Below are 15,651 nucleotides of genomic sequence, written 5' to 3' on the forward strand. Positions count from 1 at the left end.
TCAGCGGAACAGGCCGCGCCGCGCGAACAGCGGGGCATCGCTGCTTTCGAACAACGGCTCGACGGTCAGGTGGATCGCATCGACGTCGCGCACGGCGCTCGCCGATCCCATGATCAGGGGCACACGCTGATGCGGCGTGCGTGCCGACAGTTCGAGAATGCGCGACCGGCCGTTCGACGCCGCACCGCCCGCCCATTCCATGATCAATGCGATGGGATGCGCCTCGTACAGCAGACGCAACCGGCCTTCGCGGTAGCCCTGGCGCGCATCCGCCGGATACAGGAACACGCCGCCGCGCATCAGGATGCGGTAGGCTTCAGCGACCAGCGAGCCGATCCAGCGCATGTTGAAGTCCTGCCCGCGCTCGCCGTTCACTCCGGCGAGGCAATCGTCGATGTAGCTGCGCACCGGGCCGCTCCAGTGCCGCCGGTTCGAGGCATTGATGGCGAATTCCGACGCGTCCTGCGGCACGCGCAGATCGCGCGCGGTCAGGACGAACTCGCCACTTCGCGGGTCCAGCGTGAAGCAGTCGACGCACTGGTCGATCGCCAGCACCAGCACGGTCTGTGGACCGTAGATGAAACAGCCGGCGGCACATTGCGCCGTGCCGGGCTCGAAGAAGGTCGAGATGACGTCGTTTCCTTTCGGCCGGATCGAGAAGATCGTGCCGATCGAGATGTTATTTTCGAGATTGGCGGATCCATCGAGCGGATCGATCGCGACACAGAGCGGCGCGTCGGGATCGAGCGTCTCAGGCAGTTCGACCTCCTCCGACAGCACTGCGGCGACCGGCGCGGTGCGCAGCGCGTTCCGCATCAGATCGTCGGCGACGATGTCGATGGTCTTCTGGCGGTCGCCGTCGGGATTGACGCCACCGCTCTCGCCGCCGACTCCGGCGAGCGGCCCGGCGGCAATGATGCGCGAGAGCTCGATCGCCGCACGCGCAAGGGCTTCGATCACCACAACGGTCGCGGCGCGCAACGGGTTGTGCTGCGCGGGCCACTCCAGATGGGCATGCAATGCTGGACGAATCTCCACCGGCCTCTCCCTATGATCGCGCCCTCTGTCCCGAGGCTTCGAGAGGCGACCTCAGGGGAGTCGCCTTCGCCCTATCAACGCGCGAATTGCCCAATTAGGGAAATTTTATTATCTTTGGTCCGAGCAAAGTATTTCTTATGGAGCTTGTCATGGCCGGCAACTTCTCGCGGGATCTCACCATCCGCCAGCTGCGCGCACTGTCGACCCTGCACGAGGCAGGCTCGATCACGTCCGCCGCCAACCGGTTGAACCTGACGCAGCCCGCGGTGACGTTGCAGCTCCGCAACCTGCAGGCGCTCGCAGGGTTGCCGCTGATCCAACGTACCGGCGACGGCATGGCGCTGACGGATGCCGGCGCACATGTGCTGACGCTGGTCGAGCGGATCGAAGCGGCGCTGAAGGATTGCGAGCAGTCGCTCGACATGATCGCCGGCCGCAGCGGCGGCCGCGTCGCGATGGGCGCGGTCTCCACCGCGAAATACTTCGTGCCGTTCGCGATCGCGGCGTTCTCGCGCCGCTTTCCCAAGATCGAGGTCACGCTCAGGATCGGCAACCGCGAGGAGATTCGCGACGCGCTGCGCGGCTATGATCTCGACATCGCGGTAATGGGCCGGCCGCCGGCCGACATCGAGGTCGAGATGAAGCCGCTCGGCCGGCATCCGCACTTCATCGTCGCCGCGCCCGATCATCGGCTGGCGCGGCGGCGGCACGTCGCCCCATCGGAGCTCGCCAACGAAACCTTCATTACTCGCGAGCAAGGATCGGGCACGCGGATGTTGATGCAGCAGTATTTCGAACGGGTCGGGCTGGAGCCGAAACTCGGCATGGCGATGGACAGCAACGAGACCATCAAGCAGGCTGTGATGGCCGGGCTCGGCATCGCCTTCATCTCCCAGCACACGGTGTTCCATGAGCTGGAGGACGGCCGGCTGGTGGTGCTCAAGGTGAAGGGCCTGCCGATCGTCCGGCAGTGGCACGCGATCAGGCGCGCCGACAAGATCCTGCTGCCGCCCGCGCAGGCCATGCTGGATTTCCTCGGCAAGGAGGGCTGGCGCTATCTGCCGAATTCAAACTAGCGCCCGGGCGACGTCGCAACGCCCGATCGAGCCAGAAAATCGAGGTGGCGCCGTATGTTAGGCATTGAAGTTCCGCGAAACGCATGTCACATCTTGACTGCGGTCACCCGGCGGACCGCACCCTGCGAGGGAGGTTGAACTGCAGAACCAGTCCCCGCCGACGCCCGACTTCAAGGCGTTATTCGAGGCGGCGCCCGGCCTTTATCTGGTGCTGACGCAGCCCGACTTCCGCATCGTGGCAGTGAGCGATGCTTATCTGCGCGCCACCAAGACCGAGCGCGCCGCGATCCTCGGGCGCGGGCTGTTTGAGGTGTTTCCCGACAATCCGGACGATCCGACCGCCGACGGCGTGCGGAACCTGCGCGCCTCGCTCGAGCGCGTGGTTCAGTTCCGCCGCCCCGACACCATGACGGTGCAGAAATACGATATCCGCAAGCCCGAGTCGGAGGGCGGCGGCTTCGAGGAACGCTACTGGAGCCCGCGCAATACGCCGGTGCTGGGGCCGAACGGGCAGTTCACCTACATCATCCATCGGGTCGAAGACGTCACCAGCTTCATCCAGCTGAAGCAGCGCGGTGCCGAGCAGGACCAGCTGACCGACCGGCTGCGCGAGCGCACCGAGCAGATGGAAGCGGAAATCTTCATGCGCGCCCGCGAAGTCGAGGCCGCCCGCGAACAGCTCGAAGCCGAGCAAAAGCTCCGCCAGGTGCAGAAAATGGAGGCCGTCGGGCACCTCTCCGGCGGCATCGCCCACGACTTCAACAATATCCTGACCGTCATCACCGGCCTGATCGACATCCTCGCGGAAGCCGTTGAACATGATCCGGCGCTGTCGTCTGTCGCCAAGATGATCACCGATGCGGCGTTTCGCGGTGCAGAAGTGACCAAGCACCTGCTGGCCTTCTCGCGGCTGCAGCCGCTGCAACCGCGTGAAGCGAATCTCAACACGCTGGTGCAGGACACCGCGCGGCTGCTGCGCCCCTCGCTTGGCGAGCAGATCGAGATCGATACCGCGCTCGAGCCCGATGCCTGGTCGGCCTTCATCGATCCGAACCACATGGCGACCGCGCTGCTCAATCTCGCGGTCAATGCCCGCGATGCGATGCCCGATGGCGGCAAGCTGATGCTGGAGACCAGCAACGTCATCCTCGACGAGGTTTATGCCGTCGCCAACCCCGACGTGCGGGCGGGTGAATATGTGATGGTCGCGGTTAGCGACACCGGCGGTGGCATCCCGGCGGGGATCCGCGACAAGGTGTTCGAGCCGTTCTTCACCACCAAGGACACCGGCAAGGGCACCGGGCTCGGGCTCAGCATGGTGTACGGCTTCATCAAGCAGTCCAACGGACACCTCAAGATCTATTCCGAAGAGGGCCACGGCACCTCGATCAAGCTCTATCTGCCGCGCAGCAGCGGCGACATGATCGACGTCGAGCCGCCTCCTCCGGTCGACACCCGCGGCGGCAATGAATCCATCCTGGTCGTCGAGGACGATCCGCTGGTGCGCAATTACGTCAGCGCCCAGCTCGAGCAACTTGGCTATCACACCATGGTCACCGCCAACGGCCCGGAAGCACTGGCTGCGGTCGACAACGGGTTCGTCTGCGACGTGCTGTTCACCGACGTCATCATGTCCGGCGGCATGAATGGCCGGCAGGTCGCCGACGCCGTGATCGCCAAACTGCCCTCGGTGCGCGTGCTCTTCACCTCCGGCTACACCGAGGACGCGATCATCCACCACGGCCGTCTCGACCCGGATGTAACGCTGCTGCCGAAGCCTTACCGCAAATCCGATCTCGCGCGGATGATCCGGCAGGTGCTGGCCCAGCCGCCGGCGGCGGCAATGGGCAAGTGACGCAGGGCCGGCGTCACGCCTCTCCGTTCTGCTTCTTGATCTGGTCGGCCGGCACGGCGCATCCGGACAAGAACAGTGCCGCGCAGGCCTTGGCGCGGGCCTCGATCTGCGCCCGCGACGGCGGCGGCCTGTGGCCGTACATCACGTCGCGTTGCGGCTGGAACACGAGCATGCCGAGCAGCATGCCCGCAGCGGCCTGCGCGTCGTCCACGGCGATCCGTCCCCTCCGCTGCTGCACGCCGAGCCACGCAGCGAGCGCGCCAAGCGTCCGCTGCATCGCCTTCTCGTAGAACATCTCGGCGATGTCGGGAAATTTGTCGCTGTCGGCCAGGATGATGCGCTGAAGCGCGATGACCTCGGCATCGAGGATCAGCTCGCCACAGGTCGAGAGTGCGGCCTCCAGTGCCGCCGCGATATCGCGGCCGTCGCAGGCGCCGAGATTTACGGCCGATATGAATCGGTCCATCCGGTCCGTCACCGTGCCCTCGAACAGCGCCAGCTTGGTCGGGATCAGCCGATAGAGGGTCTTGGTGGAGACGCCGGCGCGGCAGGCCACGTCGGCGATGTTGGCCGCAGCAAAGCCGCGCTCGGAGAACTCGCGCCGCGCGGCGTCATAGATCAGCGCGCGCGTCTCGTCGTCGGAACGCAGCTGCGGCCGCCCCCGGCCGCGCCGCGCCGGCGCGCCTTGCTCAGTCTGATCCTTGGCATTCCGGTTCATCCGCGAGCCATGCTTTTAAATGATGCCTGTCATTCTATTGACACTCCCAATATGGGCTCTATTTTGGAAAACATCAAGTTTCCTAATTAACCCTGCCGGCATCGGCCGAAATTAGCAAGATTTTCCAGCAGGATAGAACGGATCAGGGAGCACTGCCATGAGCCAGCATGAGACATCATTCAAGGCCGAGAGCCAGGTTCCGGCCGAGACCGCCAGGCAATTGATCGCACATCCGGAGGCCGCCAGGCCGCCCGCCGCCAAGGGCAGGCTTCGCCGCCTCCTGCTGGCCGGCGCGGCGCTCGCCGTCCTTTCGGGCGGCGCCTGGTACGGCTGGGATTACTGGACGGTCGGCCGCTTCCAGGTCTCGACCGACGACGCCTATGTGAAGGCCGACAACACGACGATCGCACCAAAAGTCTCCGGCTATCTCAGCGCGGTGCTGGTCGGTGACAATGAGCATGTGCGCGCCGGCCAGATGCTGGCGCGGATCGACGATCGCGATTTCAGGGTCGCGCTGGATCAGGCCAAGGCTGACGTCGCGGCCGCCGAAGCCGCGATCGCCAGCAAGCATGCGCAGCTCGATGTGCAGCAGTCGGTGATCGAAGCGGCACGTGCGACCCTCGCCGTCGATACCGCGACGCAGACCTTCGCCGAGCAGGAGAACAAGCGCTACACCGACCTCGCCGGCACCGGCTTCGGCAGCGTGCAGAACGCGCAGCAGGCGCAGTCGCGCTACGCCAGCGCACAGGCCGCCGTCGCCCGCGATACCGCGAACCTCGCCTCCGCGCTCCGCCAAGTGGAGCTGCTCAAGGCCGACATTGCACAGGCGGTCGCGTCGCAGGCGCGCGCAACCGCGCTCCAGCATCAGGCCGAGTTGAACCTCGGCTACACCACCATATCAGCCCCGATCGACGGCGTGGTCGGCAACCGCACCCTGCGCACCGGCCAGTTCGTCCAGGCCGGCACGCAGCTGATGTCGCTGGTGCCCGCCACCGGCGCCTATGTGATCGCGAACTACAAGGAGACGCAGCTCACCAATGTCCGCAAGGGTCAGCCGGTCGAGATCGCCGTCGACATGTTCCCCGGACAGGTGGTGCGCGGCCATGTCGACAGTCTCGCGCCCGCCAGCGGCCAGGAATTCGCACTGCTGCCGCCCGACAATGCGACCGGCAACTTCACCAAGGTGGTGCAGCGCATCCCGGTGAAGATCGCGCTCGACGCGACGGCGGTCGAATTGCGGCCCGGCATGTCGGTCATCCCGACCATCGCAACCTTGTCGCAACCTGGCGAGGCGCCGCGCTCCGGCGCCTCTCCCAAGCTCGCTGTCGCCTCCTTCAAATAGGTGATGTCATGTCCGATCTCGCGCTCTCCTCCCCGGCTGCTGAGCCCCGCGCGGCACCCGCAGTGGTCGATCCCAACCGCGCCAGCATGGCCGTCTGGATCTCCATCGTCGCTGCCATGATCGGCGCGTTCATGGCGATCCTCAACATCCAAATCACCAACGCCTCGCTGCTCAACATTGAGGGCGGCATCGGAACCGGCGTCGACAACGGCTCCTGGATCTCGACCTCCTATCTGATCGGCGAGATCGTGGTGATCCCGCTGACCGACTATCTCAGCCGGGTGTTTTCCTTCCGCAAGATCATCATCGGCTTCGCCACCCTGTTTGCGATCTTCTCGGTCGCCTGTGCCTTCACCCACGACCTGCCCTCGATGATCGCGATGCGCGGCTTGCAGGGTTTCTTCGGCGGCGTGCTGATCCCGATGGCCTTCACGCTGGTCTTCACCAAGCTGCCGAAGGCCCAGCAACCGGTGGGCCTTGCCATGTTCGCGCTCGCGGTGACCTTTGCCCCCGCGATCGGACCGACCATCGGCGGCTACCTCACCGAGAATTACGGCTGGCAGACCATCTTCTTCGTCAATGTGATCCCGACCGCCATGATGGTCATCACCCTCTATTTCACGCTGGAACGCCAGCCGATGCAGTTGCATCTGCTCCGTGAGGGCGACTGGCTCGGCATCGTCACGATGGCGATCGGTCTGTCGTCGCTGCAGGCCGTGCTCGAGGAAGGCAACAAGAACGACTGGTTCGGCTCGCCCTTCATCGTCAGGCTCGCGGTGATCGCAGCGGTCAGCCTCACTCTGTTCGTCTGGATCGAGCTCGTCGTCGAGAAGCCGCTGATCCGGCTGCGTCTCCTGACCCAGCGCAGCTTCGGCTTCGGCACCATCTCGGCGGTGTTCGTCGGCTTCGCGCTGTTCGGCTCGGTGTACCTGCTGCCGGCCTATCTCGGCCAGGTGCAGCGCTACAACGCCGAGCAGATCGGCCAGGTGCTGGCCTGGACCGGCCTGCCGCAGCTGATCCTGATCCCGCTGGTGCCGAAGCTGATGCAGCGCTTCGATCCGCGCTTCATCGCCTTCACCGGCATGATCCTGTTCGCGGTCTCCTCCTTCATGAACATCGCGATGTCGCTCGATTACTCCGGTGACCAGTTCTTCGTCCCGAACATCGTCCGTGCGATCGGCCAGGCGATCATGCTGGCCCCGCTGTCGGCGGTCAGCCTCGGCAGTGTCGCGCCGCAGGATGCCGCGGCGGCCTCCGGCATCTCCAACATGATGCGCAATCTCGGCGGCGCGATCGGCACGGCCCTGCTCGCCACCATCGTCACCAAGCGCGAGCAGTTCCACTCCAACATCATCGGCCAGTCGGTCGACCTTGGCCGCGAGGAAGTGCGCACCCGGATCGCCGAGGTGACCAATTACTTCCTCAGCCACGGCATCTCCGATCCGGCGACCGCGCACCACCAGGCGATCGTGGCGCTCGGCAATATCGTGAAGCGCCAGGCCCTGGTGCTTGGTTTCAGCGACACCTTTGCCGTGATCGGCATCGTGCTGGTGTTCGCCGCGATTGCGATCCTCTTGACCGGCAAGCCGAAGAACGCCGCCGGCGGCGGCGCGGCGCATTGATCTGTCGGGCGGCGGCCGCGGGCCGTCGCCCTCCCCTTTTACTTGTCAGCTTGCCTCGCGCAGCTTGAAGCGCTGGATCTTCCCGGTCTGGGTCTTCGGCAGCGCCTCGACGAAGGCGATCGCGCGGGGATATTTGTACGGCGCGATCGTCGCCTTGACGTGATCCTGTAGCAGCTTGACCTCGACCTCGTCGCAGCGCGCGCCCTGCTTCAGCACGATGAACGCCGAGACGATCTGCCCCCGCTCCTCGTCAGGTGCGCCGATCACGGCGCACTCCGCGACATCGGGATGGCCGAGCAGCGCGGCCTCCACCTCGGGACCGGCGATGTTGTAGCCCGCCGAGATGATCATGTCGTCGGCCCGTGCCACGAAGGACAACCGGCCGTTCTCGTCCCTGACGAAGGCATCGCCGGTGATGTTCCAGCCGTCGCGGACATATTTGGTCTGCCGGGAGTCGGCGAGATAGCGGCAGCCGGTCGGACCGCGAACCGCCAGCTTGCCGACCTGGCCCGCCGGCAGCTCGTTCATGTCTTCGTCGACGATCTTCGCCTCGTAGCCGGTGACAGGCGTGCCCGTGGTGCCGCCGACGGCGCTGCCGGTGCGGTTGGTGATGAAGATGTGCAGCAGTTCAGTGCTGCCGATGCCGTCGAGGATCGGCTTGCCGGTCTTCCTGGTCCAGCTCTCGAACACCGGCGCCGGCAGCGTCTCGCCGGCCGAGACGGCGAGCCGCAGCGACGACAGATCGGCGCCCTTGTCCATCGCGGCCATCATCGCCCGATAGGCGGTCGGCGCGGTGAAGCAGATCGTCGCCTTGTAGGTTTCGATGATCCGGATCATCTCGCTCGGCGCCGCATTCTCCAGCAGCGTCGCGGTGGCGCCGAAGCGCAGCGGGAAGATCGCGAGCCCGCCGAGGCCGAATGTAAACGCAAGCGGCGGCGAGCCGACGAACACGTCGTCGGGCGTCACCTTGAGCACCTCGTTCGCATAACCGTCGGCAACGATCAGGAGATCGCGGTGGAAGTGCATGGTCGCCTTGGGCTCGCCCGTCGTGCCCGACGTGAAGCCCAGCAACGCGACGTCGTCGCGGCCGGTCTTCACCGCATCGAACTTGACCGGCTTGTTCAGCGCGATCCGGTCGAGCTCGGCGTCGTGGTTCTGCGTGCCGTCGAAATTGACGACCTGCTTGAGGAATTTGCTGGTCTTGGCGCAGGCCACCAGTTCATCCGCGATGCGGCTGTCGGTCAGTGCCAGCGAGATCTCGGCCTTGTCGACGATCTTGGCCAGTTCGCCGGCGCGCAGCATCGGCATGGTGTTGACGACGACGGCACCGGCCTTGGTCGCCGCGAGCCAGGCCGCGACCAGCGCCGGGTTGTTGCCCGAGCGGATCAGGACGCGATTGCCGGGCTTTACGCCATAGTTCTCCACCAGCGCGTGCGCCAGGCGGTTCGACCAATCGGTCAATTCCTTGTAGGTGCGCTGACGGCCATTGCCGATCAACGCGATGCGATCGCCCATCCCCTGCTCGACGATGCGGTCGGTCAGCTCGACCGCGGCGTTGAGATAATCCGGATATTGAAACTCCGGCCGGTCGAGCAGCAGCTGCGGCCATTGCGCTGATGGCGGCAGGTTGCGCCGCGCGAAATCGTCGACATGCCCGGATGGGCCGAGCCCGGGAAATTCACCTGACATTCGATTGCCCCTCGCTTTCCATCCAGAAAGGCCAAGACCAACGTCGAGAAGAACAAGGACGCCCGGCAGCGTTCCAATCGCCAATCATTTTATACTTAAAATAATTCGGCGCAAGCCTGGAAATCGCGCGGCAATCGCCGGCCGATCCTTCAGAACCTCAGGTTTGCGTAAGCTGCTTCAGCCGCGCGACCATCGCCGAGCCCGGGTCGGCGAGCGGCGCGATCGCGGTGAAATGATTGGCGTCCGGCACAACGCCGAACCGCGTTGCGACGCCCGCTTTGCCCCAGACATCGACGATGGTCCGGCTCTGCCGGTGATATTCCGCGCTCTCGGCGCCGCCGACGACGGCATCGAGCGTCGCGCCCGCAGGCGGCGTCCAGGACAGCGGGCTCGCCGCACGTGCTGCGGCGCGGTCGAAGCCAAGCGCCTTGTTGATGGAGGTGCCGACCAACGGCTCAAGCTCGAACAGGCCGGAGATCGCGTAAGCAGCCCTGACCAGGTCCTTCGGCAACGACGCATCATAGGCCGGCCAATCGGTCGCGAGCATGCATGCGGCAAGATGTCCGCCTGCGGAGTGTCCCGACACGACCAGCGACCGGCCGAGCCTGGCCAGTTCGCGGCACGCCGCACGCATCTCGCCGATGATGTCGCCGACCGTGACATTGGGACAGAGATCGTAGCTCGGCACCGCGACGCTGATGCCGTGGCCGTTGAGCCCTCGCGCGCAGTGGCTCGATGACGAGCCGTCGAGCGCCTGCCAGTAGCCGCCATGGATGAAGACCACGAGCGGCCCGCCACGATCGCCCTCGAACAGGTCGATGACGTTGCGGCTGCCCGGACCATAGGTCAGCCGCCGCGGCGGATGCTGCTCGCGATAGGCCGCGGAGTCCCTCGCCCAGCCGGCCATCAGCGCCGGATTTTCCGGCACCCGCGCCCGGTTGTTGTATTCGACCTCGTAATCGACCTCGCTCACGGCTTAAGCGCTCCTTGCCTTGGCGGAGCGCTGCGCCGAGCCCTTGGCCTTGGCGAGCAGCCGCATCAGTTCGCGGATATCCTTCGGCGAGAGATCGCCGAAGATATCGGCGATCCACTTCTCGTGCTCGGCGGCCATCTTGCGGAATTCGGCGCGGCCGAGCTTTGTGAGCCGGATGAACTGCACGCGGCGGTCCGTCTCCGAGGTGCGGCGATCGAGATGGCCTGATTCAACCAGGCGCTCGACCAGCCCGGTGACGTTGCCGTTGGATACCATCATCCGCTTCGACAGGTCCGACAGCGTCATGCCGTCGGACACCTTGTCGAGCTGGGCCATCAGGTCGAAGCGCGGCAGCGTGACGTCGAACTTCTCGCGCAGCCGGCTGCGCACCTCGCCTTCGATCAGCGTGGTGCAGGTCAAGAGGCGCAGCCACAGCCTGAGCTCGGTGCCGTGGTCGTCGGGCAGTTCGACGGCTTTGGTTTCGGAATCGAGGATCATGCGGCGATCGTGCCTCCGCGGCGGGTTCCGGTCGGACCAATTGCTTTGAGCTTCAAGCAATTCGCGGCGCCCCGCAAGGACAATTGCGAATCGTGCCTGACGCGCCTGGGCAATCCTGCAATTTCTTTAAACTTCAAGCAATTGGCGCGGCGCTTGCATGGGCTGCGCCTGCATGATGCGCGACGATCGCCCTGACGCGATGCCACATCGCTTGCGGCGATCGCACGCGTCAGACTAAGCTGCGGCCAAATAAAGCGGCCGAGGCATCGAGCCAGTGGTTAGGGGAGAGACATGAAACAATTGACGAAGCTCGTGGGATTGGCGGCGCTGCTCGGTGTCGCGGTCACCCCGGCGACCGCCCAGGAGAAGATCAAGATCGGCGTGCTGGTGACGACCTCGGGCCCGGCCGCGGCGCTTGGCCAGCAGGTCCGCGACGGCTTTGCGCTCGCGATCAAGGACCTCGGCGGCAAGATGGCCGGCCGCGATGTCGAGATCATCAACGCCGACGACGAACTGAAGCCCGACGGCGCGGTGGTCAAGGTGCGCGGCCTGCTCGAGCGCGACAAGGTCGATTTCGTGGTCGGCCCGATCTTCTCCAACATCCTGCAGGCGATCCACCGCCCGGTCACCGACAGCAAGACCTTCCTGATCAGCCCGAACGCCGGCCCCTCCAGCTACGCCGGCAAGGAGTGCAACCCGTTCTTCTATGTGACGTCGTACCAGAACGACCAGGTGCACGAGATCCTCGGCAAGGTGGCGCAGGACCGCGGCTACAAGCGCGTCTACCTGCTGGTGCCGAACTATCAGGCCGGCCGCGACTCCGTCGCCGGCTTCAAGCTCGACTACAAGGGCGAAATCGTCGAGGAATCCTACACGCCGCTGAACACGCTGGATTTCCAGCCCGAATTGTCCAAGATCGCCGCGCTGAAGCCGGACGCGCTGTTCACCTTCATGCCGGGCGGCATGGGCGTCAATCTCGTGAAGCAGTACAAGCAGGCCGGCGCCACGGTGCCGGTGCTCTCCGCTTTCACCGTCGACGAATCCACCCTGCCCGCGCAGCAGGACGCAGCGGTCGGCATGTTCGGCGGGGCGAATTGGGCGCCCAACCTCGACAATCCCCAAAGCAAGAAGTTCGTCGCGGCTTATGAAGCCGCCTACAACGGCGTGCCCGGCACCTATGCCATGCAGGCCTATGACGCAGCGTTGTTGATCGACAGCGCGGTGAAAGCCGTGAAGGGCGATCTCTCCAACAAGGACGCCGTCGCGGCTGCGCTGAAGAAGGCCGACTTCACCTCGCTGCGCGGTAACTTCAAGTTCAGCAACAACGGCTATCCGATCCAGGATTTCTACCTCACCAAGGTCGCGAAGCGTCCGGACGGCAAATTCCAGACCGAGATCGTCGAGAAGGTGTTTTCGAATTATGGCGATCGCTACGCCAAGGACTGCGCGGCGAAGTAGATCATAGGAGCAAGCATGAGCATGAAAGACGAGATTGCGGGCATCACCCGCGCCAATGAAGGCATGCAGGGCATTTCCTGGAGCATCCTTGGCCAGACCTACGTGCCGAAGAGCCGCACCGAGCATTCATTCTCCTGGCACTCCACCTTCCCGCCGGGCACCTTCGTTCCTCCGCATATCCACCCCGACCAGGACGAGTACCTCTATATCCTCGAGGGCAAGCTCGACTTCATGCTCGACGGTGCCGACGAATCCGCAACTCCAGGCGATCTGGTTCGCCTGCCGATGGGCAAGCCGCACGGCATCTTCAACAAGTCGCAGCAGCCGGCCAAGACGCTGTTCTGGGTGTCGCCGACGCGGAGGCTCTACGACCTGTTCTGGGCGATCCACAACATGAAGGAGCAGAACCCGGATGACGTGGTGCGGCTCGCCGCCGAGCACAACATCCACTTCCTGCCGCCGCCTCAGGCTTAGCTTATTCCGTCATTGCGAGCGAAGCGAAGCAATCCATATTTCCGCGATCGCGGAACGATGGATTGCTTCGTCGCTTTGCTCCTCGCAATGACGGTGTGGAGATGGCCTGCCGGACGTCTCCTCCTGCAAAGGACCTACTGCCGCGCCACCACGCGCGCGGCAAAGCCGGCCTTGGCCGCATAGCCGCGGACGATCGCCTCGCGCGCCTCATAATTGAGGATGGTGTCGACGTCGGTAAAGCCCTGCGGCGCGAGCTGCTCGACGGCGTCGATCACGCCCTCCGGCCCGCCGCGGCGGTTGGAGGCGACGATGTCGGCGGTCATCGGCAGCCGCTGCCGCTCATAGGCCGCCAGCGCCTGGCGCGGGTGCTCCGATCGCGCCAGCAGGTCGGCCAGGCTGCGCGCATCGAGAATGGCTTGAGAGGCGCCGTTCGAGCCGACCGGATACATCGGATGCGCGGCGTCGCCGAGCAGCGTGACCCGGCCACTCGACCAATACGGCAAGGGATCGCGGTCGCAGCACGGATACTCCCAGAATTCCGGCGTCGCGTTGATCAGTCCGGTAAAGTCGACCTGCGGGATCGTGAAACCAGTGACATAGGGCATCATCTCGTCGCGCCGGCCGAGATTGGACCAGCCCTCGCGGCGCGGCGGCGGCGAGGTGCCGTCGCCGATCCTCACCAGCACCGCCCAGTTGGTGAGGCGGCTTGCCGGGCTCGAGCCCGGCGCGATCGGATAGATCACGGCCTTGGCGTTCAGGCCGCCGGCGATGATCATCGAGCGCCCGGTCAGGAACGCTGGCCAGTCGGTCGCGCCGCGCCACAGCATCAGGCCGTTCCAGCACGGCCCGCCCTCGTCCGGAAACAGCGTCTGCCGCACTTTCGAATGGATGCCGTCGGCGCCAATCAGGATGTCGCCGCGCGCGGTATGCACATGGGCGCCGCTGCGATCGAAGAAATAGGCCGAGACGCCGCCCTCATCCTGGGTGAAGGAGCCGAGCCGGCAGCCGGTGTGGATCGCATCCGCGCCGAGCCGATCGATCACGGCCTGATGGATCACGCCTTGCAGGCGGCCGCGATGGATCGAGAATTGCGGCACGTCGTGGCCGGCATCGAGCCCGCGCTTCTCGTGCCAGACCTGCTGGCCATGTCGCGTCAGATAGAACAGCTCATAGGTGCGGATCGCCACCTCGTCGAGCTTGTCGAGCAAACCAAGCCCCGCCAGCTCGCGGATCGCATGCGGCAATGTGTTGATGCCGACGCCGAGCTCGCGGATCGTCTCGGACTGCTCGTACAGCTCGCAACTGATGCCGCGCGAGCGCAGCATCAGCGCAGTGGTGAGGCCCCCGATTCCGCCTCCGACGATAATCGCCTTCATCGTCCTCACCTCCACTCACAACAGGACGCTTTTACGCTTTGGGCTAAGGTCGCATGCCCCGTTGTCCGGCCGCAAGCGGGTTTGCGGCCCGGGACGAGGACTGGCCCACGACGATTGGGCTTAGCCTTAACATTGCTTCAGCGTACCCCGATCTATCCCCGTCACCCTGAGGAGGCCGCAACGCGGCCGTCTCGAAGGGTCGACGGCCACCAGCCGGGACGTGCATCCTTCGAAGCTCGCTCCGCTCGCACCTCAGGATGACGGGATTGGCGGAACTGCGTCACCCTCAATCCGGCACCACCGCAATTGCCTGGATTTCCACCTTGGCGCGGTCCTCGATCAGGCCGGCAACCTGGATCGCGGTCATCGCCGGAAAGCGCCGGCCGATGATGTCGCGATAGACCGTGCCGATCTCCTTCAGCCGCGCGGAATATTCCTTGCGGTCGAGCAAGTACCAGGTCATCGACACGATGTGCTCGGGGCCGGCGCCGCCGGCGGCGGCGACTGCGACGATGTTGCGCAGGGTTTGGCCGATCTGCGCCACGAGATCGTCGGTCTCGAACACGCATTGTCCGTTCCAGCCGATCTGGCCCGCGATGAAGAGCTGTTTGCCGCGCGCGGCCATGCCGTTGGCGTAGCCGATCGGCTTGGCCCATCCTTGGGGTTGCAGGATCTCGATCATCTCAATTGCCCTCGAAGGCCGGTTTCTGCTTGGCGGCGAACGCCTCGAAGGCGCGGCGGAAATCGCCGGTGACCATGCAGATCGCCTGCGCCTGCGCTTCCGACTCGATCATCTCGTCGACGCCCATCGCCCATTCCTGGTTGAACATCGTTTTCGTCACGCCATGCGCGAACCACGGCCCATCCGCGAGCGAGCGCGCCAATTCTTGCGCAGCACCGGCGAGTTCCGCCGGCGGCACCAGACGGTTGTGGAAGCCCCACGCAAAACCTTCCTCGGCGCTCATCGCACGCCCGGTGTAGAGCAGATCGGCCGCATGGCCCTGCCCGATCACGCGCGGCAACAACCCGCATGCGCCCATATCGGCGCCGGCAAGGCCGACGCGGGTGAACAGGAACGCGGTCTTGGCTTGCGGCGTCGCCAGCCGCAAATCGGACGCCAGCGCCAGCATCGCCCCGGCCCCGGCGCAAATGCCGTCGATCGCTGCGACGATGATCTGCGGGCATTTGCGCATCGCCCGCACGACCTCGCCGGTCATCCGCGTGAAGGCCAGCAGGTCCGGCATCGCCATCCGCGTCAACGGCTCGATGATCTCGAACACATCGCCGCCAGAGCAGAAATTACCCTCGGCGCCGGTCAGCACGATGGCGCGGACATCGGCGGCGTATTTGAGATTGGTGAAGAGATCGCGCAGCTCCTCATAGGACTCGAAAGTCAGCGGGTTCTTCTTGTCCGGCCGGTTCAGCGTGATGGTCGCGACACGGCCGCTCGCATCGACCTGCCAGCGGAAGTGCTTGGCGGGATAATCCTTGAACGGCCGTAGCTTTGCTTTCATCTCGGACATGACGTGTTC

Annotated in this window: 14 protein-coding genes; 6 read left to right on the plus strand and 8 right to left on the minus strand. The window is 65.1% G+C overall.

The window, feature by feature from the left end:
• Entirely contained in the window at nucleotides 1–1,032 is a 1,032-nt protein-coding gene (locus tag Q2M23_RS22435) for a class 1 fructose-bisphosphatase (RefSeq protein ID WP_410469753.1), read from the minus strand.
• A 155-nt stretch (nucleotides 1,033–1,187) separates the two neighbouring features.
• Here Q2M23_RS22435 and Q2M23_RS22440 point away from each other — a divergent pair, with 155 nt between their 5' ends.
• Nucleotides 1,188–2,114 carry a LysR family transcriptional regulator gene (locus tag Q2M23_RS22440; RefSeq protein ID WP_076833602.1) on the plus strand — a complete coding sequence of 309 codons (927 nt, stop codon included), beginning with the start codon at nucleotides 1,188–1,190 and terminating at the stop codon, nucleotides 2,112–2,114.
• Between the two features lie 139 nt (nucleotides 2,115–2,253).
• Nucleotides 2,254–3,969 (plus strand): ATP-binding protein, encoded by a 1,716-nt coding sequence (locus tag Q2M23_RS22445; protein ID WP_256521540.1) that lies wholly within the window; start codon nucleotides 2,254–2,256, stop codon nucleotides 3,967–3,969.
• Between the two features lie 13 nt (nucleotides 3,970–3,982).
• Here Q2M23_RS22445 and Q2M23_RS22450 read toward each other — a convergent pair whose 3' ends face one another.
• Nucleotides 3,983–4,687, minus strand: coding sequence for a TetR/AcrR family transcriptional regulator (locus tag Q2M23_RS22450; RefSeq protein ID WP_076833446.1), 705 nt, complete (start codon nucleotides 4,685–4,687; stop codon nucleotides 3,983–3,985).
• A gap of 157 nt (nucleotides 4,688–4,844) precedes the next feature.
• Between Q2M23_RS22450 and Q2M23_RS22455 the strand changes: the two genes are divergently transcribed.
• Nucleotides 4,845–6,029, plus strand: coding sequence for an HlyD family secretion protein (locus tag Q2M23_RS22455; protein WP_168857120.1), 1,185 nt, complete (start codon nucleotides 4,845–4,847; stop codon nucleotides 6,027–6,029).
• Nucleotides 6,030–6,037: 8 nt separating this feature from the next.
• Nucleotides 6,038–7,651: a DHA2 family efflux MFS transporter permease subunit gene (locus Q2M23_RS22460; protein WP_316397086.1), complete on the plus strand. Its 1,614-nt coding sequence runs from the start codon at nucleotides 6,038–6,040 to the stop codon at nucleotides 7,649–7,651.
• Nucleotides 7,652–7,696: 45 nt separating this feature from the next.
• Here the strand turns inward: Q2M23_RS22460 and Q2M23_RS22465 are convergent, their stop codons facing one another.
• The 3 genes from Q2M23_RS22465 to Q2M23_RS22475 form a co-directional block, all read right to left on the minus strand.
• Nucleotides 7,697–9,340, minus strand: a complete 1,644-nt coding sequence (locus Q2M23_RS22465; RefSeq protein ID WP_057015865.1) for a benzoate-CoA ligase family protein — start codon at nucleotides 9,338–9,340, stop codon at nucleotides 7,697–7,699.
• A gap of 157 nt (nucleotides 9,341–9,497) precedes the next feature.
• Nucleotides 9,498–10,313: an alpha/beta hydrolase gene (locus tag Q2M23_RS22470; protein WP_316397087.1), complete on the minus strand. Its 816-nt coding sequence runs from the start codon at nucleotides 10,311–10,313 to the stop codon at nucleotides 9,498–9,500.
• Nucleotides 10,314–10,316: 3 nt separating this feature from the next.
• On the minus strand, nucleotides 10,317–10,811 hold the full coding sequence (locus Q2M23_RS22475) for a MarR family winged helix-turn-helix transcriptional regulator (protein WP_016845834.1): 495 nt from the start codon (nucleotides 10,809–10,811) through the stop codon (nucleotides 10,317–10,319).
• A 291-nt stretch (nucleotides 10,812–11,102) separates the two neighbouring features.
• On the opposite strand from Q2M23_RS22475, the gene Q2M23_RS22480 reads away from it, so the two are divergent.
• Both Q2M23_RS22480 and Q2M23_RS22485 read left to right on the plus strand, forming a co-directional pair.
• The gene (locus tag Q2M23_RS22480; RefSeq protein ID WP_316397088.1) at nucleotides 11,103–12,269 is read left to right on the plus strand and encodes an ABC transporter substrate-binding protein; all 1,167 of its coding nucleotides are present in this window, start codon (nucleotides 11,103–11,105) and stop codon (nucleotides 12,267–12,269) included.
• A 21-nt stretch (nucleotides 12,270–12,290) separates the two neighbouring features.
• Nucleotides 12,291–12,743 carry a cupin domain-containing protein gene (locus Q2M23_RS22485; protein WP_316397120.1) on the plus strand — a complete coding sequence of 151 codons (453 nt, stop codon included), beginning with the start codon at nucleotides 12,291–12,293 and terminating at the stop codon, nucleotides 12,741–12,743.
• Between the two features lie 134 nt (nucleotides 12,744–12,877).
• On the opposite strand, the gene Q2M23_RS22490 is transcribed toward Q2M23_RS22485, so the two are convergent.
• The 3 genes from Q2M23_RS22490 to Q2M23_RS22500 all read right to left on the minus strand — a co-directional run bounded on the left by Q2M23_RS22490 (nucleotide 12,878) and on the right by Q2M23_RS22500 (nucleotide 15,642).
• Nucleotides 12,878–14,119, minus strand: coding sequence for a flavin-dependent oxidoreductase (locus Q2M23_RS22490; protein ID WP_076833439.1), 1,242 nt, complete (start codon nucleotides 14,117–14,119; stop codon nucleotides 12,878–12,880).
• 286 nt (nucleotides 14,120–14,405) lie between these two features.
• Complete coding sequence (locus Q2M23_RS22495) at nucleotides 14,406–14,801, minus strand: RidA family protein (protein WP_038382134.1); 396 nt, start codon at nucleotides 14,799–14,801, stop codon at nucleotides 14,406–14,408.
• A 1-nt stretch (nucleotide 14,802) separates the two neighbouring features.
• Complete coding sequence (locus tag Q2M23_RS22500; protein ID WP_199805355.1) at nucleotides 14,803–15,642, minus strand: enoyl-CoA hydratase family protein; 840 nt, start codon at nucleotides 15,640–15,642, stop codon at nucleotides 14,803–14,805.
• Nucleotides 15,643–15,651 lie beyond the last annotated feature (9 nt).

It is taken from the genome of Bradyrhizobium sp. 33ap4, from assembly GCF_032654765.1.
In the GTDB taxonomy this organism is placed as follows: domain Bacteria; phylum Pseudomonadota; class Alphaproteobacteria; order Rhizobiales; family Xanthobacteraceae; genus Bradyrhizobium; species Bradyrhizobium australafricanum.

Bases quoted from the DNA above. Each gene is read 5' to 3' on its own strand.
- Q2M23_RS22440 (WP_076833602.1), top strand. From the start codon at position 1,188: ATGGCCGGCAACTTCTCGCGGGATCTCACCATCCGCCAGCTGCGCGCA.
- Q2M23_RS22450 (WP_076833446.1), bottom strand. From the start codon at position 4,687: ATGAACCGGAATGCCAAGGATCAGACTGAGCAAGGCGCGCCGGCGCGG.
- Q2M23_RS22455 (WP_168857120.1), top strand. From the start codon at position 4,845: ATGAGCCAGCATGAGACATCATTCAAGGCCGAGAGCCAGGTTCCGGCC.
- Q2M23_RS22460 (WP_316397086.1), top strand. From the start codon at position 6,038: ATGTCCGATCTCGCGCTCTCCTCCCCGGCTGCTGAGCCCCGCGCGGCA.
- Q2M23_RS22465 (WP_057015865.1), bottom strand. From the start codon at position 9,340: ATGTCAGGTGAATTTCCCGGGCTCGGCCCATCCGGGCATGTCGACGAT.
- Q2M23_RS22475 (WP_016845834.1), bottom strand. From the start codon at position 10,811: ATGATCCTCGATTCCGAAACCAAAGCCGTCGAACTGCCCGACGACCAC.
- Q2M23_RS22480 (WP_316397088.1), top strand. From the start codon at position 11,103: ATGAAACAATTGACGAAGCTCGTGGGATTGGCGGCGCTGCTCGGTGTC.
- Q2M23_RS22485 (WP_316397120.1), top strand. From the start codon at position 12,291: ATGAAAGACGAGATTGCGGGCATCACCCGCGCCAATGAAGGCATGCAG.
- Q2M23_RS22490 (WP_076833439.1), bottom strand. From the start codon at position 14,119: ATGAAGGCGATTATCGTCGGAGGCGGAATCGGGGGCCTCACCACTGCG.
- Q2M23_RS22495 (WP_038382134.1), bottom strand. From the start codon at position 14,801: ATGATCGAGATCCTGCAACCCCAAGGATGGGCCAAGCCGATCGGCTAC.
- Q2M23_RS22500 (WP_199805355.1), bottom strand. From the start codon at position 15,642: ATGTCCGAGATGAAAGCAAAGCTACGGCCGTTCAAGGATTATCCCGCC.